The sequence below is a fragment of the Amycolatopsis sp. NPDC051061 genome (genome assembly GCF_040682935.1).
In the GTDB taxonomy this organism is placed as follows: domain Bacteria; phylum Actinomycetota; class Actinomycetes; order Mycobacteriales; family Pseudonocardiaceae; genus Amycolatopsis.
Genome location: NZ_JBFBBZ010000016.1, coordinates 40,148 through 64,751 on the forward strand (window position 1 = coordinate 40,148; position 24,604 = coordinate 64,751).

23 protein-coding genes are annotated in these 24,604 nt (G+C 71.3%); 13 read left to right on the forward strand and 10 right to left on the reverse strand.

What is annotated here, in order from left to right:
* Window positions 1-80: 80 nt before the first annotated feature.
* Together alc and allB are read right to left on the reverse strand one after the other, a co-directional pair.
* Window positions 81-1,112, reverse strand: a complete 1,032-nt coding sequence (gene alc / locus AB0N03_RS22550; protein ID WP_364374910.1) for an allantoicase — start codon at window positions 1,110-1,112, stop codon at window positions 81-83.
* A 1-nt stretch (window position 1,113) separates the two neighbouring features.
* Complete coding sequence (gene allB / locus AB0N03_RS22555) at window positions 1,114-2,442, reverse strand: allantoinase AllB (protein WP_364374913.1); 1,329 nt, start codon at window positions 2,440-2,442, stop codon at window positions 1,114-1,116.
* Window positions 2,443-2,573: 131 nt separating this feature from the next.
* Between allB and AB0N03_RS22560 the strand changes: the two genes are divergently transcribed.
* The 6 genes from AB0N03_RS22560 (at window position 2,574) to AB0N03_RS22585 (ending at window position 7,334) form a co-directional block, all read left to right on the forward strand.
* Window positions 2,574-3,083, forward strand: a complete 510-nt coding sequence (locus tag AB0N03_RS22560) for a helix-turn-helix domain-containing protein (protein ID WP_364374916.1) — start codon at window positions 2,574-2,576, stop codon at window positions 3,081-3,083.
* Window positions 3,084-3,162: 79 nt separating this feature from the next.
* Window positions 3,163-3,642: a 2-oxo-4-hydroxy-4-carboxy-5-ureidoimidazoline decarboxylase gene (gene uraD / locus AB0N03_RS22565; protein WP_364374919.1), complete on the forward strand. Its 480-nt coding sequence runs from the start codon at window positions 3,163-3,165 to the stop codon at window positions 3,640-3,642.
* On the forward strand, window positions 3,639-3,956 hold the full coding sequence (uraH, locus tag AB0N03_RS22570; protein WP_364374922.1) for a hydroxyisourate hydrolase: 318 nt from the start codon (window positions 3,639-3,641) through the stop codon (window positions 3,954-3,956). Before uraD ends, uraH begins: the two co-directional genes overlap by 4 nt.
* Window positions 3,957-3,959: 3 nt before the next feature.
* Window positions 3,960-4,841, forward strand: coding sequence for a factor-independent urate hydroxylase (gene pucL / locus AB0N03_RS22575; protein WP_364374925.1), 882 nt, complete (start codon window positions 3,960-3,962; stop codon window positions 4,839-4,841).
* A gap of 217 nt (window positions 4,842-5,058) precedes the next feature.
* The gene (locus AB0N03_RS22580) at window positions 5,059-5,619 is read left to right on the forward strand and encodes a TetR/AcrR family transcriptional regulator (RefSeq protein WP_364374928.1); all 561 of its coding nucleotides are present in this window, start codon (window positions 5,059-5,061) and stop codon (window positions 5,617-5,619) included.
* A gap of 128 nt (window positions 5,620-5,747) precedes the next feature.
* A complete protein-coding gene (locus AB0N03_RS22585) occupies window positions 5,748-7,334 on the forward strand; it encodes a ricin-type beta-trefoil lectin domain protein (RefSeq protein ID WP_364374931.1) in 1,587 nt (528 codons plus the stop codon).
* Here the strand turns inward: AB0N03_RS22585 and pucD are convergent.
* Genes pucD through AB0N03_RS22605 form a run of 4 tightly spaced genes read right to left on the reverse strand, consistent with a single transcriptional unit; the run spans window position 7,321 to window position 12,231 of the window.
* Window positions 7,321-9,576, reverse strand: a complete 2,256-nt coding sequence (gene pucD / locus AB0N03_RS22590) for a xanthine dehydrogenase subunit D (protein WP_364374934.1) — start codon at window positions 9,574-9,576, stop codon at window positions 7,321-7,323. The two genes, AB0N03_RS22585 and pucD, sit on opposite strands and share 14 nt — an antisense overlap.
* Entirely contained in the window at window positions 9,573-10,913 is a 1,341-nt protein-coding gene (locus tag AB0N03_RS22595; RefSeq protein WP_364374937.1) for an 8-oxoguanine deaminase, read from the reverse strand. The genes pucD and AB0N03_RS22595 overlap by 4 nt, the downstream gene beginning before the upstream one ends.
* Window positions 10,910-11,377 carry a (2Fe-2S)-binding protein gene (locus AB0N03_RS22600; RefSeq protein ID WP_364374940.1) on the reverse strand — a complete coding sequence of 156 codons (468 nt, stop codon included), beginning with the start codon at window positions 11,375-11,377 and terminating at the stop codon, window positions 10,910-10,912. Before AB0N03_RS22600 ends, AB0N03_RS22595 begins: the two co-directional genes overlap by 4 nt.
* Complete coding sequence (locus AB0N03_RS22605) at window positions 11,368-12,231, reverse strand: FAD binding domain-containing protein (protein ID WP_364374943.1); 864 nt, start codon at window positions 12,229-12,231, stop codon at window positions 11,368-11,370. Before AB0N03_RS22605 ends, AB0N03_RS22600 begins: the two co-directional genes overlap by 10 nt.
* Window positions 12,232-12,355: 124 nt before the next feature.
* On the opposite strand from AB0N03_RS22605, the gene AB0N03_RS22610 reads away from it, so the two are divergent.
* Complete coding sequence (locus tag AB0N03_RS22610; RefSeq protein ID WP_364374945.1) at window positions 12,356-13,687, forward strand: PucR family transcriptional regulator; 1,332 nt, start codon at window positions 12,356-12,358, stop codon at window positions 13,685-13,687.
* An 8-nt stretch (window positions 13,688-13,695) separates the two neighbouring features.
* Window positions 13,696-14,184, forward strand: coding sequence for a MarR family transcriptional regulator (locus AB0N03_RS22615; RefSeq protein WP_364374948.1), 489 nt, complete (start codon window positions 13,696-13,698; stop codon window positions 14,182-14,184).
* On the opposite strand, the gene AB0N03_RS22620 is transcribed toward AB0N03_RS22615, so the two are convergent.
* Window positions 14,181-14,507, reverse strand: coding sequence for a DoxX family protein (locus tag AB0N03_RS22620; RefSeq protein WP_364374951.1), 327 nt, complete (start codon window positions 14,505-14,507; stop codon window positions 14,181-14,183). The genes AB0N03_RS22615 and AB0N03_RS22620 overlap by 4 nt on opposite strands.
* 56 nt (window positions 14,508-14,563) lie before the next feature.
* Between AB0N03_RS22620 and AB0N03_RS22625 the strand changes: the two genes are divergently transcribed.
* Entirely contained in the window at window positions 14,564-15,772 is a 1,209-nt protein-coding gene (locus tag AB0N03_RS22625) for a DUF2786 domain-containing protein (protein ID WP_364374954.1), read from the forward strand.
* A gap of 3 nt (window positions 15,773-15,775) precedes the next feature.
* Here AB0N03_RS22625 and AB0N03_RS22630 read toward each other — a convergent pair whose 3' ends face one another.
* Window positions 15,776-16,963, reverse strand: coding sequence for an aldolase/citrate lyase family protein (locus AB0N03_RS22630; protein WP_364374957.1), 1,188 nt, complete (start codon window positions 16,961-16,963; stop codon window positions 15,776-15,778).
* Window positions 16,964-18,541 (reverse strand): malate synthase A, encoded by a 1,578-nt coding sequence (aceB, locus tag AB0N03_RS22635; protein ID WP_364374960.1) that lies wholly within the window; start codon window positions 18,539-18,541, stop codon window positions 16,964-16,966. It abuts the gene before it with no gap.
* Window positions 18,542-18,654: 113 nt separating this feature from the next.
* On the opposite strand from aceB, the gene AB0N03_RS22640 reads away from it, so the two are divergent.
* Window positions 18,655-19,431: an IclR family transcriptional regulator gene (locus tag AB0N03_RS22640; protein ID WP_364374963.1), complete on the forward strand. Its 777-nt coding sequence runs from the start codon at window positions 18,655-18,657 to the stop codon at window positions 19,429-19,431.
* 190 nt (window positions 19,432-19,621) lie between these two features.
* Here AB0N03_RS22640 and ftsY read toward each other — a convergent pair whose 3' ends face one another.
* The gene (gene ftsY / locus AB0N03_RS22645; protein ID WP_364374966.1) at window positions 19,622-20,914 is read right to left on the reverse strand and encodes a signal recognition particle-docking protein FtsY; all 1,293 of its coding nucleotides are present in this window, start codon (window positions 20,912-20,914) and stop codon (window positions 19,622-19,624) included.
* A gap of 140 nt (window positions 20,915-21,054) precedes the next feature.
* Here ftsY and AB0N03_RS22650 point away from each other — a divergent pair, with 140 nt between their 5' ends.
* The 3 genes from AB0N03_RS22650 to AB0N03_RS22660 all read left to right on the forward strand — a co-directional run bounded on the left by AB0N03_RS22650 (window position 21,055) and on the right by AB0N03_RS22660 (window position 24,434).
* Window positions 21,055-22,263 (forward strand): anhydro-N-acetylmuramic acid kinase, encoded by a 1,209-nt coding sequence (locus AB0N03_RS22650; RefSeq protein WP_364374969.1) that lies wholly within the window; start codon window positions 21,055-21,057, stop codon window positions 22,261-22,263.
* A 20-nt stretch (window positions 22,264-22,283) separates the two neighbouring features.
* Complete coding sequence (locus tag AB0N03_RS22655) at window positions 22,284-23,849, forward strand: sodium:solute symporter (RefSeq protein WP_364374972.1); 1,566 nt, start codon at window positions 22,284-22,286, stop codon at window positions 23,847-23,849.
* Between the two features lie 84 nt (window positions 23,850-23,933).
* Window positions 23,934-24,434: a DUF3455 domain-containing protein gene (locus AB0N03_RS22660; RefSeq protein ID WP_364374975.1), complete on the forward strand. Its 501-nt coding sequence runs from the start codon at window positions 23,934-23,936 to the stop codon at window positions 24,432-24,434.
* Window positions 24,435-24,604 lie beyond the last annotated feature (170 nt).

Sequence of the window (24,604 nt, forward strand, 5' to 3'; positions counted from 1 at the left end):
CGCAGGCAAGCAGGCGGCCCGCGAGCTGATCGCGAGCCGCCGGTCGAGGCGTCAGCAGAAGACCGATGGCTCGCGCAGCCTCACCGCGTCTTGGAGAAACGGGCCTTCAGGTTCGTCCGGCCCGCTTCGGTGAGCCGGCCGAACAGGCGCAGCCTGGCCAGCCCGCCGTCCGGGTAGATGTCCAGGCGGGCCTCCGTGACCTCCGGGCCCTCCTTCAGCGCGAACCGGTGGCGGGTGTCCGGCTGCAAGCGGGTCTTCGGCAACAGCGTGACCCACTCGCCGTACGTGTCGCGGCCGCTGACCGACGCCCAGCCGGGCGCGTTGCCCTTGAGGTTGCTCGTGTCCAGCTCGGCGAACCGGACGATGCCCGCGCCGGCCAAGCGGAGGGTCACCCAGTCGTTGCCGTCGTCGCGGCGGCGGGCCGTCTCCCAACCTTCCGCCTGATGCGCCGCCAGTCCGGGCGAAAGCAGGTTGTTCGGCGACGAATAGAACTTGTTGCTGCACCCCGTGACCAGGGCGCCGTTCTCCAGGGCCGCCAGGTCGAGCGCGTCCGGATCCAGCAACTCCGGGTCCGGGATCGGGGCGCCGTGCACGCGCAGGCGAGCGACTCCGCCGTCGGGGTGCTGGGTCAGCCGCACGTGCGTGTACCGGCGCGAACCGATGACCGCGTAGAAGTTCTCCGTGTGCCCGGCCGCCGGAGCGTGGTCGACCAGGACGTCCCAGTCCGCCGACGCCAGCTCCGCCGCGCTCGGGTAGCCCGGCACCGACACCGCCTCGACCGAGACGAACGGGGGGTAGTTGCCCTTGAAGAACGCCGTGTCGACGACGACGCCGGTGACCGTGCCGGCCAGGCCGAGGCGGACAACGGCCTGGTCGTCACCCGGCTCGCGGTGGCGGCGGGTCTCCCAGCCGTCGTAGACCTGGCCCTTCGGGCCGAACGTCTCGGCGCGGTGCGCCGGCGTCCACGGGTTGACGAGGTTCTCCTTCTCGGCGAACAGCTCGTCGGTCGCCCACATCACCGTCCCGCCGAAGCGGCGTGACGCGAGGTCGGGTAGTTCTGTCCACTCAGGACGGTCAGCACGGTCGGCGCGGTCGGACAAGGCAGCCTCCATTTCAGCAGTCCCCCCGGGTCAGCAACGCGCCGCGTGGCGCGTCGCCGGTGATTTCGGTGCCTCGCAACCAGGTCGAGCGCACGACGCCGGCGAGCGGCCGCCGGTCGTACGCGCTGACCGGGTTGCGGTGCTTCAGTTTCGCGACGTCGACCACGAACGCCTCCTCCGGCGCGAACACGCAGAAGTCGGCGTCGTAGCCCACCGCGAGGTGCCCCTTGCGGCGCATCCCGGCCTGCGCGGCCGGGCGCTCGGCCATCCAGCGGACGACGTCGGTGAGCGCGAATCCGCGTTGGCGCGCCTGCGTCCAAATCGCCGGCAGCCCCAGCTGCAAGCTCGAGATCCCGCCCCAGGCGAGCCCGAAATCGCCGCTGTCGAAGCGTTTCAGCTCCGGCGTGCACGGCGAATGGTCGCTGACGACGGTGTCGATCACGCCGTCGGCGAGCCCCTGCCACAGCAACTCGCGGTTGGCCGCTTCCCGGATCGGCGGGCAGCACTTGAACTGCGTCGCGCCGTCGCGGATCTCCTCGGCGATGAAGCTGAGGTAGTGCGGGCAGGTCTCGGCCGTCAGCGCCACCCCGTCGCGGCGTGCCGCAGCGACCAGCGGCAGGGCCTCCGCCGAAGACAGGTGCAGGATGTGCGCGCGGGCGTCGTTGCGGCGGGCCGCCTCGATGACGTGCGTGATGGCGAGGTTCTCGGCCGCGCGCGGCCGAGACTGCAGAAAGTCGACATAGCGACCTCCGTGCGGCTCGGGTGCCTCGTCGATCTCGTGCGCGTCCTCGGCGTGGACGATCATCAGCGCGTCGAGAGAACTCAGCTCCCGCAACGCTTCGTCGAGTCCCGCCGGGTCGAGCGGCGGGAACTCGTCGACACCCGAATGCAGCAGGAAGCACTTGAAGCCGAACACGCCAGCCTCGTGCAGTCCGCGCAGATCTCCGACGTTGCCGGGGATCGCGCCGCCCCAGAAACCGACGTCCACGTGCACGCGGCCGGTCGCCGCCGTGCGCTTGACCTCCAGGGCCGCGACGTCGACCGTCGGCGGCAGGCTGTTGAGCGGCATGTCCACGATCGTGGTCACCCCGCCCGCGGCGGCCGCGCGGGTCGCCGTCTCGAAGCCCTCCCACTCGGCGCGGCCGGGATCGTTGACGTGGACGTGCGTGTCGACGAGTCCCGGCAGCAGCACGACGTCGTCGCCCAGGTCGAGCTCGCGGTCGCCGGACAGCGCGGCGCCGCCGGGTTCGACCGCGATGATCCGGCCGTCGTCGATGCCGACGGTCGCCGGAACCTCGCCCTCGGCCGTGACGGCCCGGGCCGCGCGCACCACAAGATCCATCCGAAAACCCTTCTCCGGGAGGAATGAACCACCGCCGATTTCACAGTACGGAAAGACGGTTTCGCACAACGACAGTAACCACGGCGCGCGCCGCTCGTCAACGAGGGACGCGGCGCGTTACGGTCATCCTCGTGCGGCTTGAAGCGGAGTTCACGAGCGAACCGTTCCACGGCGAGGGTGCGCCGCCCGAGCACGCGCTCGCCGCGCGGGACGCCGCCGCGGAAGCGGGGCTGGAGACGGACTTCGGGCCGTTCGGGACGCTCGCGCGGGGCGAGGCCAAGGCACTTTTCGAGGCACTCCCGGCGATCGCGAAGGCGGCGCTGGAAGGTGGCGCCACGCAGGTCACCCTGCAGGTGCGCCGAGCCGATCCGCAGAACGACGCACCCGCCGGCGCGAAGCCCGCACCTGGCGGCACCGCACCGGTCGAGCTGACCGACGCCCTCGCCCGGCTCATCGCCGATGTCGAACGCGAAGTGGGCGCCAAGCTCGGCGATCTCGACCGGCCCGGCAAGCAGCGCGCCGTCCGGTTGCTGCGCGAACGCGGCGCCTTCGGCCTGCGGAAATCCGTCTCCTCGGTGGCCGACGCGCTGGGTGTCACGCGGTTCACCGTCTACAACTACCTCAACCGAGAAGCCGACTGACCAGCGGTTTCAACAAAATGTTGACGGAACTCCGACGTCGACGTACGGTCAGCGGGACGCCACTCACGAGGAGTTCCCCGTGCCGCTCACCCTCACCGACTTCAACGCCGCCGACGCCGATGACGTGCGTCCGGCGCTGACCGCCTGTCTCGCCGTCCCCCGCTGGGTGGACGCGATGCTCGAACGCCGGCCGTACGCGAACCGGGATGCCCTGCAGGCCGCCGCCGAGCTCCCGTTGAGTACCGACGAGATCCGGCAGGCCATGGCCGCGCACCCCCGGATCGGGGAAAAGCCGCACCGGCAAGGCACCGAGGGCGACTGGTCCCGGAGTGAACAGTCCGGTGTGGACAATGCCGGCGCCTTCGCCGCCGCGAACGCCGAGTACGAAGCCAAGTTCGGGCACGTCTACCTCGTCTGCGCCAGCGGTCGCGGTGGTGACGAACTGCTGAAGATCCTGCGCGAACGGCTGGACAACGACCCGGCGACCGAACTGGCCGTCGCCGGGCGGGAACTGCTCAAGATCGCCGAACTCCGACTCGCGAAAGCGGTGACCGCGTGAGCCTCGTGACCACCCACGTCCTCGACACGGCGACCGGGCGCCCCGCGAAGGGGATCGCCGTCCGGTTCGAGACCGCCGAGGGAAAGCCGATCGCCGAAGGGCGCACCGACGACGACGGCCGCATCCGCGACCTCGGCCCCGAAACCCTGGACCCCGGCGTCTACCGGCTGGTCTTCGACACCGGCGCCCACCTGGGCCCGGACGCCTTCTTCCCGGAGGTGGCGCTCACCTTCCGGATTTCCGACGGCACCGCGCACCACCACGTGCCGCTCCTGCTCAGCCCGTTCGCCTATTCGACCTACCGAGGGAGCTGAACCGTGGCCATCACCCTGGGCCCCAACCAGTACGGCAAGGCGGAGGTCCGCCTGGTGACGGTGCGCCGCGACGGCCCCGTGCACCACCTGAAGGACCTCACCGTGTCGACGTCGCTGCGCGGCGAGCTCGCCGCGACGCACCTCACCGGCGACAACGCGGGCGTGCTCGCGACCGACACGCAGAAGAACACTGTGTACGCCTTCGCGAAGGAGGCGCCGGTCGGCGAGATCGAGGACTTCGCGCTGCGCCTGGCACGGCACTTCACCGGCACGCAGGGCAACATCACCGGCGCGCGGATCAAGGTCGACGAGCACGGCTGGGACCGGATCGCCGTCGGCGGCGGGCCGCACGACCACGCGTTCAGCCGCTCGGGCGACGAACGCCGCACCACTGCCGTCTCGATTCGGGACGGCCGGGCGTGGATCGTGTCCGGCATCGACGGCCTGACCCTGCTCAAGTCGACCGGTTCGGAGTTCCACGGCTTCCCGCGCGACCAGTACACAACGCTCGCCGAGACCGACGACCGGATCCTCGCCACCGCCGTCACGGCGAAGTGGCGCTACCAGGGCGAGGACATCGACTGGGCCGAAAGCCACCGCGAGATCCGGCGCGTGATGCTGGAGACCTTCGCGACGAAGCACAGCCTTTCGCTGCAGCAGACGCTGTACGCGATGGGCTCGGCCGTGCTGGAAGCGCGGCCGGAGGTGGCCGAGGTGCGGCTGTCGCTGCCGAACAAGCACCACTTCCTGGTGGACCTGAGCCCGTTCGGGCTGAAGAACGACAACGAGGTGTTCTACGCGGCGGACCGGCCGTACGGGCTGATCGAGGGCACGATCCTGCGCGACGACGCCGAGGACCCGGGCCCGGCCTGGGACATCCACTAGCAGCGCCCCGACGAAGCGCCCCCAACGCAGCCCCCGCCCTCTCCGGGGGTCCGGCCCCGCACCCAGTGTATCGGGGGTGGCTGACGGAACCCGCGAAAAGCCGTGTTCGGCGCCCGCTTGTCCACATCACGGGCCGGGTGTGGACAAGGCCGGAGTCGGTAGAACGCTCTAGTGAGCGCGTATCCTCGACTCCGTGGCAGGGACCAAAGAACGCATCATGGCCGCCGGCGCGGAACTGTTCAGGCGCAACGGCTACAGCGGCACCGGGCTCAAACAGATCGTCAGCGAGGCGAATGCTCCCTTCGGGTCGCTCTACCACTTCTTTCCCGGTGGCAAGGAGCAGCTCGGCCAGGAGGTCATTCGCACCTCCGGGCTCGCCTACATCCAGCTCTTCGACCTCTTCATCGCGCCCGCGCCCGATCTCGTCAGCGGGGTCGAGGCCTTCTTCGCCGCCGGGATCGCGACGCTCGAAGCCACCGATTACGTCGAAGGCTGCCCGATCGCGACCGTTGCCCTGGAGGTCGCCGCCACCAACGAGCCGCTGCGGCAGGCCACCGCCGAGGTCTTCACCGCCTGGATCGACGCCGGGACCGAGAAGTTCGGCAAGTTCGGGCTGACCCCCAACAATGCCCGGACCCTGACCATCACCGCCGTCAACAACCTCGAAGGCGCCTTCGTTCTCTGCCGAGCGCTGCGGGACACCGAGGCCATGGCCGTCGCGGGGGCCGCGACCGTTGACGTCGCCCGGCGATTGCTTCAAGAAAACACGCAACTTTAGTCGGGAATCCAACAAGAATACTCAAAATGGCGCTTGACCGCGCAGCATCCGACACGGATGCTGCGCTGTGCTGAGCAAGAACAGTGGTCTAGTCCTCCTGCCTACACCGTCGTCCGGTTGGAGCCGCCATGCGCCGAGTCCTCGCCGTCCTCGCCACCGCCATCGCCGCCGCCGGGCTCGTGAGCCCACCCGCCGACGCCCTGGAGAACGGGCTCGCGAGAACCCCGCCGATGGGCTGGAACACCTGGAACACCTTCGAGTGCAACATCAACGAAACCCTGGTCAAGCAGACCACCGACCTCATGGTCAGCTCCGGGATGCGCGACCGCGGCTACACCTACGTCAACCTCGACGACTGCTGGATGACACGCAACCGTGACGCCGCCGGCCACCTCGTCGCCGACCCGGCGAAGTTCCCCAGCGGCCTCAAGGCCCTCGGCGACTACATCCACGCACGCGGGATGAAGTTCGGGATCTACGAGAGTGCCGGCACCGAAACCTGCCAGCACTACCCCGGCAGCCTCGGCCACGAGCAGACCGACGCGAACAGCTTCGCGAGCTGGGGCGTCGACTACCTCAAGTACGACAACTGCGGCAGCCCGGCCGGCGAAACCCAGCAGGACTACGTCCGCCGCTACTCCGCGATGCGCGACGCCCTCAAGGCCACCGGCCGCCCGATCGCCTACAGCATCTGCGAATGGGGCAACTTCTCCCCGTCGACCTGGGCGCCGGACGTCGGCAACCTGTGGCGCACCACCGGCGACATCACCAACAACTGGGGCAGCATCGACTCGATCTACCGCCAGAACGTCGGCCTCGCCTCCGCCGCGAAGCCCGGCGCCTGGAACGACCCGGACATGCTCGAGGTCGGCGACGGCATGGACTTCCAGGAGGACCGCGCCCACTTCACGCTCTGGGCCGCGATGGCCGCGCCCCTGATCGCGGGCGCCGACCTCCGCAGCGCCGGCGTCGCCACCTTCTCGACCTACCTCAACTCGGACGTCATCGCCGTCGACCAGGACCCGCTCGGCAAGCAGGCGACCCGCATCGCCACCGGAAACGGCGTCGACGTCCTCAAGAAGCCGCTCCAAAACGGCGACGTCGCCGTCGTGCTGTTCAACGAAAACGGCACGACCAAAACCGTCTCCACGACGGCCGCCGCGGCCGGGCTGCCCGCCGCGGCGAACTACCGGCTGACCAACCTGTGGTCGAAGGAACTGACCACCAGCACCGGCACGATCAGCGCGAACGTCCCGTCGCACAGCACCGTCATCTACCGCGTGAAAGCCAATGCGAGCGGCAGCAGCGTCGGCACCGCCCAGCCGCTGCAGGGCGCGTCGTCGGCACGCTGCATCGACATCAACGGCAACGTCACCACGCCCGGCACCAAGGTCGACATCTGGGACTGCGACGGCGGCGCGAACCAGTCCTGGACGTTCACGAGCGCCGGTGAGCTGCGGGCCAACGGCCTCTGCCTGGACGCGAACGACGGCGGGACGGCGGCCGGCACCAAGCTGATCGTCTGGACCTGCCACGGCGGCACGAACCAGCAGTTCAAGCTCAACGCCGACGGCTCGATCACCGGCACGCAGTCCGGCCTCTGCGTCGACGTCACCGGCGGCGACAAGCCCGCCGGCAACGTCAACGGCGTCCAGCTCGAACTCTGGGGCTGCAACGACGACGCCAACCAGAACTGGCAGCTCAAGTCCCCGTGAGGTGCTCCGGCCGCACCGGGACGCGCGGGAGCGCGAGCCCGGTCGCGGCGCGGATCGCCGCCACGATCGCCGGGGTCGACGAGATCGTCGGCGGCTCTCCCACCCCGCGCAGGCCGTACGGCGCGTGCGGGTCGGCGTTCTCCAGGACGTCGATGCTCATCGGCGGCATGTCCAGGACCGTTGGGATCAGGTAGTCGGTGAAGGAGGGGTTCCGGATCTTCCCGCCGGAAGTCTGGATCTCCTCCATCACCGCGAGCCCGAGCCCCTGCGCGGAACCGCCCTGGATCTGGCCGAGCACCGCTTGGGGGTTCAGCGCCTTGCCGACGTCCTGGGCGCAGTCCAGCGCGACCACCTTGACCAGGCCCAGCTCGGTGTCGACGTCCACGACCGCCCGGTGCGCGGCGAACGCGTACTGCACGTGCGCGGTGCCCTGCCCGGTTTCCGGATCGAGCGGGGTGGTCGGCCGGTGCCGCCACTCCACCGTTTCGTCGTAGACGTCGTCGCCGAGGACGTCCACCAGGTCGGCGAGCACCTGGCCGTCGCCCGCGACGAGCTTGCCACCGACGATGCGCGCCTTCCGGTCGAACCGGGAAAGCAGCCGCGCCCGCACCGCCGCGCTGGCGGCCTGGACGGCACCGCCGGTCACGTACGTCTGCCTTGACGCCGACGTCGAGCCGCCGTTGCCGATCGAGGTGTCCATCGGCAGGACCGTCACCTGCTCGACGCCCAGCTCGGTCCGCACGATCTGCTGCATGATCGTCACGAGCCCCTGGCCGACTTCGCAGGCCGCGGTGTGCACGGTCGCCGCCGGTTCACCGCCGACCAGCTGCAGGCGCACCCGGGCCGTCGAGTAGTCGTCGAAGCCCTCGGAGAAGCAGACGTTCTTGATCCCGACGGCGTACCCGACCCCGCGCACGACGCCTTCACCGTGCGTCGTGTTCGACACTCCGCCCGGCATGTGCCGCAGGTCGAACGGCCGTTCCGGCGGCATCGGCTTGTCCCGCACCAGCCCCAGCAGCTCCGCGACCGGAGCTGCGGAGTCGACGGCCTGGCCGGTCGGCATCAGGTCGCCTTCGCTCATGGCGTTGCGGACGCGGATCTCGACCGGGTCCAGCCCGCAAGCCGAGGCGAGCTTGTCCATCTGCGACTCGTAGCCGAAGGCCGCTTGCACCGCGCCGAACCCGCGCATCGCGCCGCACGGCGGGTTGTTCGTGTAGGTGCCCCAGCAGTCGACCGACGCGCTGTCCACTTTGTACGGTCCGACCCCCAGAGTGGCCGCGTTCGCGACGACCGCCCCCGTCGACGACGCGTACGCGCCGCCGTCCAAGAACAGCCGCGTCCGCACGTACACGAGACGGCCGTCGCGCGTGGCGCCGTGCTCGTAGTACATCTTCGCCGGGTGCCGGTGGACGTGACCGTAGAAGGACTCTTCGCGGTTGTAGACCATCTTCACCGGCTTGCCGGTGTGCAAGGCCAGCAAGCACGCGTGCACCTGCATCGACAGGTCCTCGCGGCCGCCGAACGCCCCGCCGACGCCGCCGAGGGTCAGCCGTACCTTCTCCACCGGCAGGCCCAGCGCGGCGACGATCTGCTGCTGGTCGACGTGCAGCCACTGCGTCGCGACGTACAGGTCGACGCCGCCTTCGGTGTCCGGCACCGCGAGTCCCGACTCCGGGCCGAGGAACGCCTGGTCCTGCATGCCGACCTCGTAGACGCCCGAAACGACGACGTCGGCCGAGACGTTCTGAGCACCGTGGCGGATCTTCACGTGCCGCACGACGTTCCCACCGGAGTGCAGCGAAGGCCCCTCGCCCGCGACAGCCGCTTCGGAGTCCGTCACCGGAGAAAGCTCTTCGTAGGAAACGACGATCCGCTTCATCGCGCGACGCGCGGTCTCCGGGTGGTCGGCCGCGACCAAGGCGACCGGCTCCCCTTGGTACCGCACGACGTCGGACGCGAGGACCGGCTGGTCGGAGTGCTCCAGGCCGTACCGGTTGACGCCGGGGACGTCCTCGTGGGTCAGCACCGCGTAGACGCCGGGCACGGTCAGGGCGTCGGTGATGTCGATCGCCGTGATCCGCGCGTACGGGTGCGGGCTGCGCAGGGTCACGCCCCACACCATGTCTTCGTGCCACAGGTCCGAGGAATAGGCGAACTCGCCGCGGACCTTGACCGTGCCGTCCGGACGACGCGGCGAAGTGCCGACGCCGTTCACGGTCTGGGTGCTGACGGTGGTGGTCATCGATCCTCCCGCAGTCTGGCGCTCGCGGTGGCCAGCTCGCCGCCGATGGCGGACTCGTCGGCTTCGCGCAGCGTGCCGTCTTCGACGACGGCCTTGCCGCCGACGAACAGCCGGCGCACCGGCGGCGTGGTGCCGAGCACCAGCGCCGCGACCGGATCGGTGATCCCGGCGTAGTTCAGGCCGGTCAGGTCCCAGACAGCGAGGTCGGCGAGCTTGCCGGGTTCGATCGAGCCCAGGTCGTCGGCCCGGCCGAGGCAGCGGGCGCCGCCCATGGTGCCCATCCACAACGCCTCACGCGTGGTCAGCCCGCGCGGGCCGCCGCGCTGGCGGGCCTGCAGCAACGCCTGGTGCAGCTCCTCGCCCAGGCCGCCGGACTCGTTGGACGCGGCCCCGTCGGCGCCGAGGCCCACCGGAACACCCGCGTCGAGCAGGTCGCGGACCGGGGCGATGCCCGCGCCGATCCGGCCGTTGGACGTCGGGCAGTGCGCCGAGCCGGTGCCGGTGGCGCCGAAGCGGCGGATCGCCTCGGGCGCGAGGTGGATGGTGTGCGCGAGCCAGACGTCGTCGGCGAGCCACCCGAGCTTGTCGGCGTACTCGGCGGGCGTGCAGCCGACCTCGGCGAGGCACTGCTTCTCCTCGTCGAGGGTCTCGGCGAGGTGGGTGTGCAGGCGGACGCTTTTACGCCTCGCCAGCTCGGCCGCGCCGGACATCAGCCGCTCGGTGACCGAGAACGGCGAACACGGGCCCACGGCGATCTGCAGGTGCGCTTCCGGCGCGGCGTCGTGGAAGCGGTCGATCGCCGCTTCGGTGCCGGTCAGCGCCTCCTCGGTCGACTCGACGAGATTGTCCGGCGGCAGCCCGCCGTCGGACTCGCCGCGGTCCATCGACCCGCGCACGACGTGCAGCCGGACGCCGATCCGCTGCCGGGCCGCGGCCAGCGCGGCGACCTGGTCGCCGCCGTCGCGCGGGAAGACGTAGTGGTGGTCGGCGACGGTCGTGCACCCGGTCAGGGCGAGCCGGGCCATCCCGGCTGTGGCGGCGGCGTGCGTGATCTCCGCGTCGAGGCGACCCCAGACCGGGTAGAGCGCGACCAGCCACTCGAAGAGCGTGTGGTCGGCGGCCATCCCGCGGGTCGCCCACTGGTAGAGGTGGTGGTGGGTGTTGATCAGGCCGGGCGTGACCAGGCAGCCCGACGCGTCGACGCGCTCGTCGAACTCGCCCGTGTAGATGCCTTCGCCGACTTCGGCGATCCGGTCGTTCTCGACGACCACGTGCCCGCGAGCGTATTCCTCACCGCTGACCGTCGCGATCGCGCCGCCGGAGATGAGCGTCCTCACGCGACACCACCCTTCGCGACCGCGCGCACGGCGTCGAGGATCTTCTCGTAGCCGGTGCAGCGGCACAGGTTGCCGGCCAGGGCTTCGCGGATCTCCTCGTCGGACGGATCGGGCACCCGGTTCAGCAGGTCGTGCGCGGCGACGACCAGGCCCGGCGTGCAGAAGCCGCACTGGACCGCGCCCTGGTCCACAAAGGACTGCTGGACGGGGTCGAGCGTGTCGCCGTCGGCCAGTCCTTCGACGGTGCGGACCACGCGGCCCTCGGCCTGCCCGGCCGCGACCAGGCAGGCGCACACCGGGACCTCGTCGAGGTAGACCGTGCAGGAGCCGCATTCGCCCTGCTCACAAGCGTTCTTCGAGCCCGGCAGGCCGAGCCGCTCCCGCAGCACGTAGAGCAGGCTTTCGCCCTCCCAGACGTCGTCCGCCTGCCGTTGCTCGCCGTTGATCCTGACATTCAGGCGCATACGCGCTCCCCCGTCCGGTGGTCGTCCCAAGCCCAAGTCAACGTACGCCGCGCGAGTACCGCCAGCGCGTGCTTCCGATACGCGGCGCTGCCTCGGACGTCGTCGATCGGCGACGTCGCTTCGGCCACCAGCTCACCGAAGCGGCGCTTCAGCGAGTCCGGCAACGCGTCCGGCGAGCCCCACGGAAGCTCGGCGACGAGGAACTCCTCCGCGGCGCGGGCGTGGCGCGGGGTCGGCGCGGCGGACCCGATCGCGGCGCCCACCCGGCCGTCGCGCAGGGACAACGCGAACGAGCAGACCGCGATGACCATGGCGTTGCGCGTCCCGACCTTGGCGAACTGCTGCGGCCCGGCGTGCGCGGGCAGGTGGACGGCGGTGATCAGCTCGTCCGGGTCGAGGGCGTGCCGTTTCACGCCGACGTAGAACTCCTCCGCGCGGAGGAGCCGGGTCCCCCGCACGGAGGCCGCCTCGATCCGCGCGTCCAGGGCCAGCAGCACCGGGTGGGTGTCGCCGGCGGGCGACGCGGCGCCGAGGTTGCCGCCGACGGTGCCGCGGTTGCGGATCTGGGGCGAGCCGACCGTGCGCGACGCCATGGCCAGCGCCGGGAGCGATGCACCCAGTTCGGCGATGACGCGGGAGTACGGGACGCCGGCGCCGAGCCGGACCGTGCCGTCCGATGTGGACCACTCCGTCAGCTCGCCGACCGTGGTCAGGTCCAGCAGGGCGTCCGGGCGCCGGTGGTCGAAGTTCAGCTCGACCATGACGTCGGTGCCGCCGGCGATCGGCACGGCGCCAGGCCGCTCGGCCTTGAGGGCCAGGGCCTCGGCGAGCGTCTCGGGACGCAGGAACTCCACGGTCGTTGCTCCTTCGTGAGGGCGATAGACCAGTAGACGCCCAACCGGGAGCGGGCGGCAACGGCACGGGCCATGAAACGCACAGGAGCGAAACCCGGGACGTTTGTGCTTTCCTACAAGCCTGATGACGACCGTGAAAACTCTGCTGGGCCTGCCGGGGCTGCGGCTGCGCCCGCGGGCCGGGGCCGACCTGCTCGACCGGCCCGTGACGCGCATCTACGTCACGGAACTGCCCGACCCGGGGCGGTACCTTTCGGCCGGTGAGCTGGTGCTTTCCGGTCTGCTCTGGTGGCGGCGCCCGGGCGACGCCGAGCCGTTCGTGGCCGCGCTGGCGCGGGCGGGTGCGGCGGCGCTGGCCGCCTCGGGCGCCGATTCCGGCGGCATCCCGGGTGACGTCGTCGAGGCCTGCGAGCGGCACCGGATCCCGCTGCTGGAAGTGCCGGCGGACCTGTCGTTCTCGGTGATCACCGAGCAGGTGGTGCTCGCGCTCGCGGCCGCGTCCGAGAGCGCGCGCAAACGTTTGCAGGCCGCCGCCGACGCGCCCGTGGAGACGTTGCTCGAGAGCGCGGCGGCGGAGCTCGGGCTGCCGTGCTGGGTGCTGTCGGGCCTCGGCCGGGTGGTCGCCGGGACGTCCGCGCTGCCGACCCCGGCGCCGGACGTCGTCCGCCGGTACGCGGCCAAGGAGCCCGGGTCGCTGACGGTCGTCCCGGTCGAGGGACGCCACGCCGTGCCGTGGCTGATCGCCGTCGGCGGGCCGCTGAGCACCGCACAGGCGGAACTGGCCGAAGAGCTCGCCGGGCTCGTCGGCGTCACGCGGGCGCGGACGGCCGCCCCCGAAGCCGAGTTGCCCGCCGAAGCGCGCGTCGTCGCGTTGCGGACCGAAGGCAGCGACGAGAGCCGGGACGTCCTGCGGGAGCTGCTGCCGGACGGGCTCCTGCTCGAGTCCACCGGGGACACTTCCTTCGCGGCGACCGCCCGGCAACCCTCTTCGGCCGAATTGTCCACTGTGGAACCTCTGCTGCGGGCCAAGCGCATTTCTTGCGGTGTAAGCGATCCCGGGCCCCGCGCCGAGGCGTGGGAATCGGCCCGGTACGCGCTGGAGGTGGCGGCCCGGCGCCCGGGCCGCGTCTCGGTGGTCCCGGCCGGCGAGGTCGACGTGCACCAGCTGCTGGTGGCCGGCGCCCCGGACGGGCTGCGCGCGGCCCTTCGCCGCCGGGTGCTCGGGCCGTTGCTCGACTACGACGCCGAGCAGCACACGGACCTGGTGCACACGGTGCGGGTCTTCCTGGAGTGCTCGGGCTCGCCGACGCGGGCGGCGAAGGCGCTGCACGTCCACGTCAACACGCTGCGCTACCGCATCGGCCGCGCGGGCGAGCTGCTCGGCGCGGACCTGACCGAGTTCACCGACCAGCTCGACGTCTACCTCGCGCTGCGCGCCGGCGACCAAGCGGGATGATGGGCGGCGTGGAACCCGAAATCACTTCGGCCCGGCAGGCGGGGTACGACCCGCGCGTGCTGGCCTTCGGGCGGCTGCAGGGCGCGGCGAACCGGCTCGAGTACCTGCTCGGGCGAGCCCTCGAGCGCGAATGCGGGATCACGCACCTGATGTACGAGGTGCTGCTGATCGTGGCCCGCGCCGGTACCGGCGGGTTGACCATGCGCTCGATCGCGCAGGAGCAGGTCCTCACGACGGGTGGGGCGACCCGGCTCGTCGACCGGATGGAATCGCTCGGCCTGGTGACGCGGACGGCGTCCCCGCGCGACCGGCGCGTCCAGCTCGTGCGGCTGACTTCGCTGGGCGAAGAGACCACAGTGCGGGCGAGCCGGCTGCACGTCGAGAACATCGAGCAGCTGTTCTTCCGGCCGTTGCCCCCGGAGCACCGCGAGCGGTTCGCCGACGATCTGCGGACGTTGAGCCACTTCGCGCGGAACGCCCTTCCGCGGCTGCGTTAGAGCAACGTCGCCGCGGCCAGCCCGAGGAAGAGCAGCGGGGCGGCGCCGGTGGCGAACTTGCGGGCTTTGACGTGCGCGACGATGGCGCCGACGTAGAAGAGGACCAGGCCGATCGCCGCGGCGACGCCGAGGGGCTCGACGCCGAGCAGGCCGAGGAGCAGGCCGGCGGCGCCGGCGAGCTTGAGGCTGCCCAGCATGGGGAGCCAGCTCGGCGGGACGTCGACGGCTTTCGACGTGGCCAGGACGAAGGGGGCCTTGACCAGGTCGGCGACGCCGATTCCGGCGTTCAGGACGATCACGGTGATGATGACGGCGGTGTGCATGCCTTCCCGACGGGGCGGCCACCGGGAAGGTGACCGGGCTGCGGCACACTCGCCCCGTGGGCAAGCAGAAGCGACGCGTCCCGGCCGAAGAGATCCAGCGGCCCCGGACCGCCGAGGAGTTCGGCGACACCCTGCTGGCTGCCGCCTCCGAGACCGCGCGGGAAATCCGCGGCGCGGCCAAGGCGTGGGCGAAGCGGCTGACGCCGGATCTCGAACTGCCGGCCGAGGCCGCCGAAGGTGCCCGCCGGGCCGGGCAGCACGTGATCGCCCGGGTCTGCCGGGGCGGCTGGCTGCCCGAGGACGTCGACCAGGCGGCCCGGCGGCGAGTCGACGAGTTCGCCCGGTCCTTCGCGCTCGACACCCTGGCCGCGTACGTCGGGCAGTTCGAAACCGTGCACCCGGACTGGCGGGACCGGCTTCGCGAGGTGGGCGCCGGCCGCTGGTGGACGGAGTCCGAGCCGCACCTGACGCAGTGGGCGGCGAAGCACATCCTGACCCCGGCCGAGGCGCTGACCTCCGTCATCGAAGCCCTGGGCTTCCTGATGACCTTGCCGAACCTGACGCGAGTCCTGCCCCCGCCGGGAGCCGCGACGCCGGATCGCCCGGCGCACCACGCCGTGGACGAGAAGAAGCTGGGCCGGGTCCGCGCGCTGCTGGCGAAGGCCGAGTCGAGCTCGTTCCCGGAGGAGGCCGAAGCCCTTTCGGCGAAGGCGCAGGAGCTGATGACCCGCTACGCCTTCGACCGCGTGCTGGTCGAGGCCGGCGAGGCCGGGCCCGAGGTGCCCGCGTCCCGCCGGATCTGGCTCGACACCCCGTACGTCGACGCCAAGTCGCTGCTGGTCCACGTGGTCGCGAAGGCCAACCGCTGCCGCGCCGTCTTCGACGCGCGCTGGGACCTCGTCACCGTGGTCGGCGACGAGAACGACCTGGACTCGGTCGCGCTGCTGACGACGTCCCTGCTGGTCCAGGCGACCCGGGCGATGATCGCCGACCCGGCCGGCCGGGACCGGGCGTTCCGGAAGTCGTTCCTCGTCTCCTACGCCACCCGGATCGGCGAGCGCCTCGAGAAGGCCGCCGCGGCCACGCTCACCGCCACGCCCGACCCGGACCGGCTGCTGCCGGTGCTGGCCTCGCACGAGCTGAAGGTGAACGCGGCCTTCACCACGCTCTTCCCCCAGGTCGTGGGCAAATCGGTGACCGTGCGCAGCGCCGAGGGCTGGGACGCGGGCCGCGAAGCCGCCGACCGCGCCCGGCTCGGTGACTAACCCTCACGCGAGCCGCAGCGCGTACTTCTCCAGCTCCGGCCGCCCGAACGGCAGCTCACCCTCGTCGAGCGCGCCGCAGTCCAGCCCGCGCAGCAGGTACACCGCCAGCGCCTGCGCCGTCGCCGGCTCGTCCAGGACTCCCCCGGCCTGCTTGTCCGCGTACGCCCGCAGCCGCTCCACCGCCGCCGTGAAGCCCGAGCGGTAGAACGCGTAGGTCGCCGCGAAACGCGTCGGCAGCTGGTGGGGGTGCAGGTCCCAGCCCTGGTAGAAACCCCGTTCCAGCGACCGGCGGACGAGGCGGAGGTGCTCCGCCCACGCGGCCGGGAGCGCGTCCCCGATCGGGAGCTTGTTGGTCGAACCGTCGGACAACCGGACGCCGGTGCCGGCCACCGCGACCTGCATCAGGCCCTTGGCCAGGTCCGCCGCCGGGTGCTCCATGCTCTGGTACGCGGCCGCGATGCCCAGGCCCGCGCTGTAGTCGTACGTCCCGTAGTGCAGCCCTGAGCACCGGCCCGACGCGGCCCGCACGATCCGCGCCACCGACAGCGTCCCGTCGAGATCCACAATGGACTGCGCCGTCTCGATCTGGACCTCGAACCGCAGCGTTCCCGCGGCGAGCCCGTACGCGGATTCCAAGCGCTCCAAGACTTCCGCGGCCACCGACACCTGCTCGACCGCCGTCACCTTCGGCAGCGTGACGACGAACCCGGGCGGCAGCGGACCGTGGTCCAGCAACGAACCCAAGAACAAGTCGAGCGTGCGGATACCGCGACGGCGCGTCGCCGCTTCGAAGCTCTTGAAGCGGATGCCGCAGAACGGCGTCCCGCCGGTGGTGGCCAGGGTCTGGCCCGCCGCCCGCGCGGCCGCGTCCTCGACGTCGCCGGGCACGCGGCCGTAGCCGTCTTCGAAGTCGATCCGCAGGTCCTCGATCGGCTCGGTCAGCAGCTTCGCGCGGACGCGCTCGTACACGTCGTCCTCGACGCCGAGGAGCTCGGCGTGCTCGATGAAGACGCGCATCGCCTGCTTGCCCCAGTCGGCGACCAGGCGGGTGCGGTACTGCGACGCCGGGACGTACACCGTGTGCACCGGCTGGCGTCCCGGCCGCTCCCCCGGGTACGACGCCGCGACGCGCGCGTCGGCCTCGGCCAAGCGCGCGTCGGCGGCGTCGTAGACGTCCTCGGGAAGACGCACCTACTTGATCCGCTCGTAGGCGGGCAGCGTCAGGAAGTCGGGGAACTCGTCGGCCAGCGCGACCTGCTCGAACAGCTCGATGGCCGGCAGCAGCCGGTCGGCCGGCAGCTCCCGGGCGAGCTCGCCGCGGACGTCCGCGAGGACGCCGCGCACCAGCTCCGACGTCACGACGTCGCCGGTTTCGAGCGTGGTCCCGTTCTTGACCCACTGCCAGATCTGCGACCGCGAGATCTCCGCCGTCGCCGCGTCCTCCATCAGGTTGTGGATCGCCGCCGCGCCGTTGCCGCTGAGCCAGGACGCGATGTAGCGGACGCCGACGTCGACCGCGGCGCGCAGGCCGGCCGCCGTCGCCCCGCCCGGCGTCGAAGCGACGTCCAGCAGCTGGTCGGCGGTGACGCTGACCTCGTCGCGGGTGCGTCCGAGCTGGTTCGGCTCGTCGCCGAGGACCTTGTCGAACTCCTCCTTGCAGAGCTCGACCATGCCCGGGTGCGCGACCCAGGAGCCGTCGAAGCCGTCGCCGGCCTCGCGGGACTTGTCCGCGTGCACCTTGTCGAAGGCGCCCTGGTTGACCTCCGGGTCCTTGCTCGGGATGAACGCGGCCATACCGCCGATCGCGAACGCGCCGCGCTTGTGGCAGGTGCGCACCAGCAGCTCGGTGTAGGCGCGCATGAACGGCGCGGTCATGGTGACGGAGTTGCGGTCCGGCAGCACGAACTTCTCGCCCGCGTCGCGGAAGTACTTGATCACGCTGAACAGGTAGTCCCAGCGGCCGGCGTTGAGGCCCGACGCGTGCTCGCGCAGCTCGTAGAGGATCTCTTCCATCTCGAACGCGGCCGGGATGGTCTCGATCAGCACGGTGGCGCGGACGGTGCCGTGCTCGATGCCCAGCGCCTTCTCCGAGTGGGTGAAGACGTCGTTCCAGAGCCGCGCTTCGAGGTGGCTCTCCATCTTGGGCAGGTAGTAGTACGGGCCCTTGCCGCGCTTGAGCTGCTCGGCCGCGTTGTGGAAGAAGTGCAGGCCGAAGTCGACGAGCGCGCCGACGGCTTCGCGGCCGCCGAAGGACAGGCCGCGCTCGGGCAGGTGCCAGCCGCGCGGGCGGACCACGATCGTGGCGTGCTCGACGTCATCCTTGAGCGCGTAGCTCTTGCCGCCGCTCTCCAGCGAGATCGTCTCGCGGACGGCGTCGTACAGGTTGACCTGGCCGGACACGACGTTCGCCCAGTGCGGCGTGTTGGCGTCCTCGAGGTCGGCGAGCCAGACCTTCGCGCCGGAGTTGAGCGCGTTGATGGTCATCTTGCGGCTGGTCGGCCCGGTGATCTCGACGCGGCGATCGCGCAGCGCGGGCGGGGCGACGGCGACCTGCCAGTCGCCCTCGCGGATCTCCTTCGTCTCCGGCAGGAAGTCGAGCCTGCCGGTGGTCCGGGCCTCCTCGCGACGCCTGCTCCGCGCCTGGAGGAGCTCGTCGCGACGGCCGGCGAACGCGTCGTGCAGGCCGGCGAGGAACTCGAGCGCCCCCGGGGTGAGGATCTCGTCGCCGCGCTCGACCGGATCGCCCAGCACCTGGACTTCAGAAGACATGGGAAAACACCTCGAAGGTTCGGATCTTTGGATAACGGCCCTACGGTTTTCTACCAGCCGGACTATAGTTTCTGCATAGCGGAACATCAACGCCGACGTAAGGAGGGCCACCGGTGGCAGCGGAGAAGAACGGACGCGACGGCGGCGTCCAGTCCCTGCAGCGCGCCTTCGAGCTGCTGGAACACCTCGCGGACACCGGCGGTGAAGCCAGCCTGTCCGAGCTCGCGACGCTGTCCGGCCTGCCGATGCCGACGATCCACCGGCTCATCCGCACCCTGGTCGACCTGGGGTACGTCCGGCAGAACACCAACCGCCGCTACGCGCTGGGCGCGCGCCTGATCCGGCTCGGCGAGAACGCGAGTATGCAGTTCGGCGCGTGGGCGCGGCCGCTGCTGGCCGAACTGGTCGAAGAGGTCGGCGAGACGGCGAACCTGGCGGTCCTGGAGCGCGACGAAGTCGTGTACGTGGCCCAGGTGCCCTCGAAACACTCGATGCGGATGTTCACCGAGGTCGGCCGCCGGCTGCTGCCGCACGGCACCGGGGTGGGCAAGGCGATGCTGGCGCACCTGCCGTCGGCCGACGTGCGTTCGCTGCTTTCGCGGACGGGCATGCCGGCGTACACGGAGCACACGTTCACCGACGCGGACGCTCTGGCCGTCGAGCTGGCTCGGATCGCTTCGCAGGGCTACGCGCTGGACGAGGCGGAGCAGGAGCTGGGCGTGCGGTGCGTCGCGGTGGCGGTGCCGGGCGCGCCGGTGCCGGCGGCGGTTTCGGTGTCCGGGCCCTCGGGGCGGTTGACCGCCGAGGCCGTGGCACACATCGCCCCGGCGGTGCAGCGGGTCGCGGACGCGTTGGGTGCGAGCCTCTCCCAGGCGACGGTCACGGTCTGACTCTGAGCGAGAGCCGGTCATCGACGAGGACTGACCTCAGGTCAGCTCACCCTTGAGCAGGTCCATCAGCAGGCCGTCGTGCCAGGTGCCGTCCGGGGCGCGCTCGTAGTCGCGCATCAAGCCCATCGCCGCGGATGGTGGTCACAAACCGAGGATTGTGCGCCCGGCGGCCCCAGCCGTCACCCGGTTTTCAGCCGAGCAGGGCGTCCACGAAGGCGCCCGGCTCGAACGGCGCCAGGTCGTCCGGGCCCTCGCCCAGCCCGACGAGCTTCACCGGCACCCCCAGTTCGCGCTGGACCTGGAACACGATGCCGCCCTTGGCGGTGCCGTCCAGCTTCGTCAGGACGATCCCCGTCACGTCGATGACCTCGGCGAACACCCGGGCCTGCATCAGGCCGTTCTGGCCCGTCGTCGCGTCCAGCACCAGCAGGACCTCGTCGACCTTCGCCTGCTTCTCCACGACGCGCTTGACCTTGCCCAGCTCGTCCATCAGGCCCGTCTTCGTGTGCAGCCGGCCCGCCGTGTCGATCAGGACCGCGTCGACGCCGGTGTCCACGCCGCGCTTCACCGCGTCGAAGGCCACCGCCGCCGGGTCCGAGCCTTCCTTGCCGCGGACGACCTCCGCGCCCACGCGCTCGGCCCACGTCTGGAGCTGGTCGGCCGCCGCCGCGCGGAACGTGTCCGCCGCGCCCAGGACCACCGTCTTGTCCTGGGCCACCAGGACGCGGGCGAGCTTGCCCGTGGTCGTCGTCTTGCCCGTGCCGTTGACGCCGGCCACCAGGACCACCGCGGGCTGCTTCCGGCCGTCGACGATGTGCGGCAGCGCCCGCACCGCGCGCTCGCTGTCGGTGGACAGCTGGGCCGTCAGCACCTCGTGCAGCACCTCGCGCGCCTCGGCCGGCGAGCGGATCGCGCGCCGGGACAGCTCGTCGCGCAACCGCTCGACGATCTGGGTCGTGGTGGCCGCGCCGAGGTCGGCCATCAGCAGCGTGTCTTCGACGTCCTGCCAGGAGTCCTCGTCGAGGTCGCCGGCGCCGAGCAGGCCCAGCAGGCTGGTCCCGAACACGGACCGCGACTTCGACAGCCGGCCGCGCAGCCGCTCGAGGCGGCCGGCCGCGGGGTCGATCTCCTCGGCGACCGGGGCCTCCGGAGGCGCTTCGGGCAGCTTGACGTCGCGGACCGTGCGCTGCGCCGAGTCGCGCGGCACCGCCGCGTCGTCGCCGACCGCGGGCTGGCCGTCGGTCTCCGGCCGGTCCTCGACGGGGTGCTCGGCGGCGGGTTCCTCGACCGGCGGAGCCGTCCCACCGGGCGCGAGCGCGATGCCGCCGCTGGCCGCGTAGGAGCCGCCCTTCGGTTTCTCCTCGACCTCGCGCTGGGCGTCCAGGGTGATCCGGCGCTTGCGCGCGACGAGCAGGCCGGTCACCAGCAGGGCGACCAGCACGACGACGGCGAGGACTACGAACAGGAACCAGGTGCTCGACACCCGCCCATCCTTTCATCCGCACCGCACCGGCGCGGACACCCCGTCCGCACAGGCAATTCATAACGACGTAGATCCCGATTGGGCCAAGACTTCACCACGCGGGGTTGCGCCACCACGGGCCCTGCACTAAACCCCTCCGGATGGGGATGTGCACGAGCCACGGCTTCCGGGTGATCGGGCTGATTTCGGGCACGTCGCTCGACGGCATCGACGTGGCCGCCGCCGACCTGCACGCCGAGGACGGCACCGTCGTCCTGACGCCGCTCGGCGAGCTCGACGTCCCCTACCCGGAATCGCTGCGCGAAGGCCTGCTCGCCGCGTTGCCGCCGAACCCCTGCACCGCCGGCGAGCTGACGCGGCTCGACACCGGCGTCGGCCAGGCGTTCGCCGACGCGGCCGCGCGCGGCGCCGACGAGCCGGCCGGCGGCCGCGCGGACTTCGTCGCCTCGCTGGGCCAGACGGCTTTCCACTGGGTCGAGGACGGTCACGTCCGCGGCACGCTGCAGCTCGGCCAGCCCGCCTGGATCGCCGAGCGCACCGGCCTGCCGGTGGTGGCCGACCTGCGCGCCCGCGACGTCGCCGCGGGCGGCCACGGCGCGCCCCTGGCGAGCACGTTCGACCAGCTGTGGCTGCGCGGCCTGGCCGAGGACTCCGGTCACCCGGTCGCCGCGCTCAACCTCGGCGGTATCGCGAACATCACCGTCGTCGCCGACGGCGAGCCGGCGATCGCCTACGACACCGGGCCCGCCAACGCGCTGCTCGACCTCGCGGCCCACCGCGTGGCCGGAGAGCGCAGCGACGTCGACGGTCGCTTGGCGCTCGGCGGTTCGGTGCGCTCCGACCTGTTCGCCCGGCTGCTCGCCGACCCGTACTTCGCCGCCGCGCCGCCGAAGTCCACCGGCAAGGAGTACTTCAACGCGCCCTACCTCGACGCCGCCCTCGCCGGGCTGCCGCCGGTCGGCGACGGCGACCTGCTGGCGACGCTGACCGAGTTCACCGCGCTGACCGTCGCCGATGAGTGCCTGCGGCACGGCGTCACGACGGTCGTGGCCTCCGGCGGCGGTGTCGCGAACCCGGCCCTGATGACGGCGCTGGCGCGGAACCTGCCGTTCGCGGTGCTCAAGACCAGCGACGACCTCGGCCTGCCCGGCGCCGGCAAGGAGGCGTACCTCACCGCGCTGCTCGGCTGGCTCACCTGGTGCGGCGTACCCGGTACGGTGCCGTCCGCGACCGGTGCCCGCGGGCCGCGCCTGCTCGGCGCGCTCGTCCCGGGCGCCGGGCCCCTGATCCTTCCCGCCCCGCTGGGGGGCACCGTGACGCGGTTGCGAGTCGCGGAGAAGGCCGGATGAACACACAGTAGGAGAAGTCCATGCGTGGTGTTGACCTCGCCATCATCGTGGTCTACCTGGCGGCGATGCCGCTGATAGGCGTGCTCGTCGGCCGCAAGCAGCGGTCGGCGGCCGACTACTTCGTCGGCGAGCGCAGCCTCCCGTGGGGTGCGGTGATGCTGTCCGTGGTGGCCACGGAAACCTCGACGCTGACCGTGATCAGCACACCCGGGCTGGTCTTCGGCAACGCCTTCCTGTTCTTGCAGCTGGCTTTCGGCTACATCATCGGCCGGACGATCGCCGCGTTCGTGCTGCTGCCGCGGTACTTCAAGGGCAACCTCGTCAGCGCGTACGCGTTCCTGGGCAAGCGGTTCGGCTCCGGGCTGCAGGGCACCGCGTCGGTGACGTTCGTGATCACCCGGCTGCTCGCCGAGGGTGTCCGCCTGTTCGCCGGCGCGATCCCGATCAAGGTGATCCTCGGGCACTACAACATCCACCTGGCCTACTGGGTGATCGTGGTGATCCTGACCGCGCTGACGCTGATCTACGCCTACATCGGCGGGATCAAGGCGGTCGTCTGGGTCGACGTCATCCAGCTGACGCTGTACCTCGGCGGCGCGGCGGTGGCGGCGATCGTGCTGCTGAACAAGCTGCCGGGCGACTGGATGAGCCAGGCTTCCGACGACAGCAAGTTCATGCTCGTCGACTTCACGAAGAACCTGCTCACCAGCCCGTACGCCTTCGTGACCGCGGTGCTCGGCGGCGCGGCGCTGTCCATGGCGTCGCACGGCGCCGACCAGCTGATCGCGCAGCGGCTGATGGCCACGCGCAGCCTGCGCGACGGCCAGAAGGCGCTCATCGGCAGCGGCATCATCGTCACGATCCAGTTCGCACTGTTCCTGCTGGTCGGCGCGATGCTCTGGGTGTTCAACGGCCGCAAGTCGGTCGCGCAGCTCGGCCTGCAGAGCCCGGACGACGTGTTCTCGCGGTTCATCATCGACGACCTGCCGGCCGGCGTCTCGGGCCTGCTCATCGCGGGTGTCCTGGCCTCGACCATGGGTGCGCTGGCCTCGGCGCTCAACGCGCTTTCGACCTCGACCGTGGCCGACCTCTACCAGCGCTTCACCAAGCGCTCGCCCGAGGATTCGAAGCTGCTGCAGCACGGTCGCATGTGGACGCTGATCTGGGCGGTCGTGTTCGCGCTCTTCGCGTCGCTGTTCTCCACCACGAAGAACTCGGTGATCGAGCTGGGCCTGGCCATCACCGGGTACACCTACGGCGCGCTGCTCGGGTCGTTCCTGCTCGGCCTGCTGATCAAGAAGGCCCGGCAGCTGGACGCGATCATCGCGTTCGTCGCCACGGTCGTCGTGATGGCGTTCGTGATCCTCGGGGTGAAGTTCAGCGCGAAGACCGGTGGCCTGATCGGGATCGACTTCAGCAAGGCAGCCGGCGATCGCGTGGCTCTCGCCTACCCCTGGTACACGCTCCTGGGGGTGGTGATCACGCTGGTCGTGGGCGGGGTGCTCGCCCTGCGCCACCGGACGCCGGACCCGAAGGCGGCCGAGGCCAACGCTGTCGGTGAAGCGGAAGAGGTGCCCGCCGCCTGATCCTTCTGAACCGTTTCCGGCGGGCGCCCGTGTCGGTCTGCGGGAGCCCGCCGGGAAGCGGCGGGAGGAATCGAAGGTGGGTTCATGAAACGGATGACGGTGGCGCTCGCGGTCGGTGCCCTGGTGCTCGGCGGCGCGGCGACGGCTTCGGCCAGCCCGGCGGGGCCGAAGGTGCCGGACGCGATCAAGGTCCCGGCCGGCAACCGCGCGCTGGCGAGCTACCCGGCCGAGGGCGTGCAGATCTACGGGTGCACCGCGGGCGCGTGGACGCTGATCCAGCCCGCGGCGGTGCTGTCCAGACACGGCAAGCCGGTGGCGCTGCACAGCAAGGGTCCGGTGTGGACGTCCATCGTGGACGGCAGCACGGTCGGTGCGGCGGCGGTGGCCAACTCGCCGCAGCCGGACGCGATCCCGCAGCTGCTGCTCAAGGCGAACCTGAACAGCGGCGACGGGGTGTTCGGCAAGGTGACCTACATCCAGCGCCTGAACACGCGCGGCGGAGTCGCTCCGGCGGGAGCCTGCACCGAAGGCGCGCAGACGGCGGTCCGCTACACGGCCGACTACGCCTTCTGGGGCGCCGGGTAGCCAGCGCCCCAATGTGGCCTTGGTTGCGTTGAACGCACCCAAGGGGCCCTTCGGTGCGTTGAACGCACCGAAGGCCACATTGGGGCGCTCGGGCCGGGCCGTACGAAGACGAGATACGAACGCGAAGAGCGGCCGCACCAACCGAGGGCAGCCGCCCTTTTCGGCGTGGT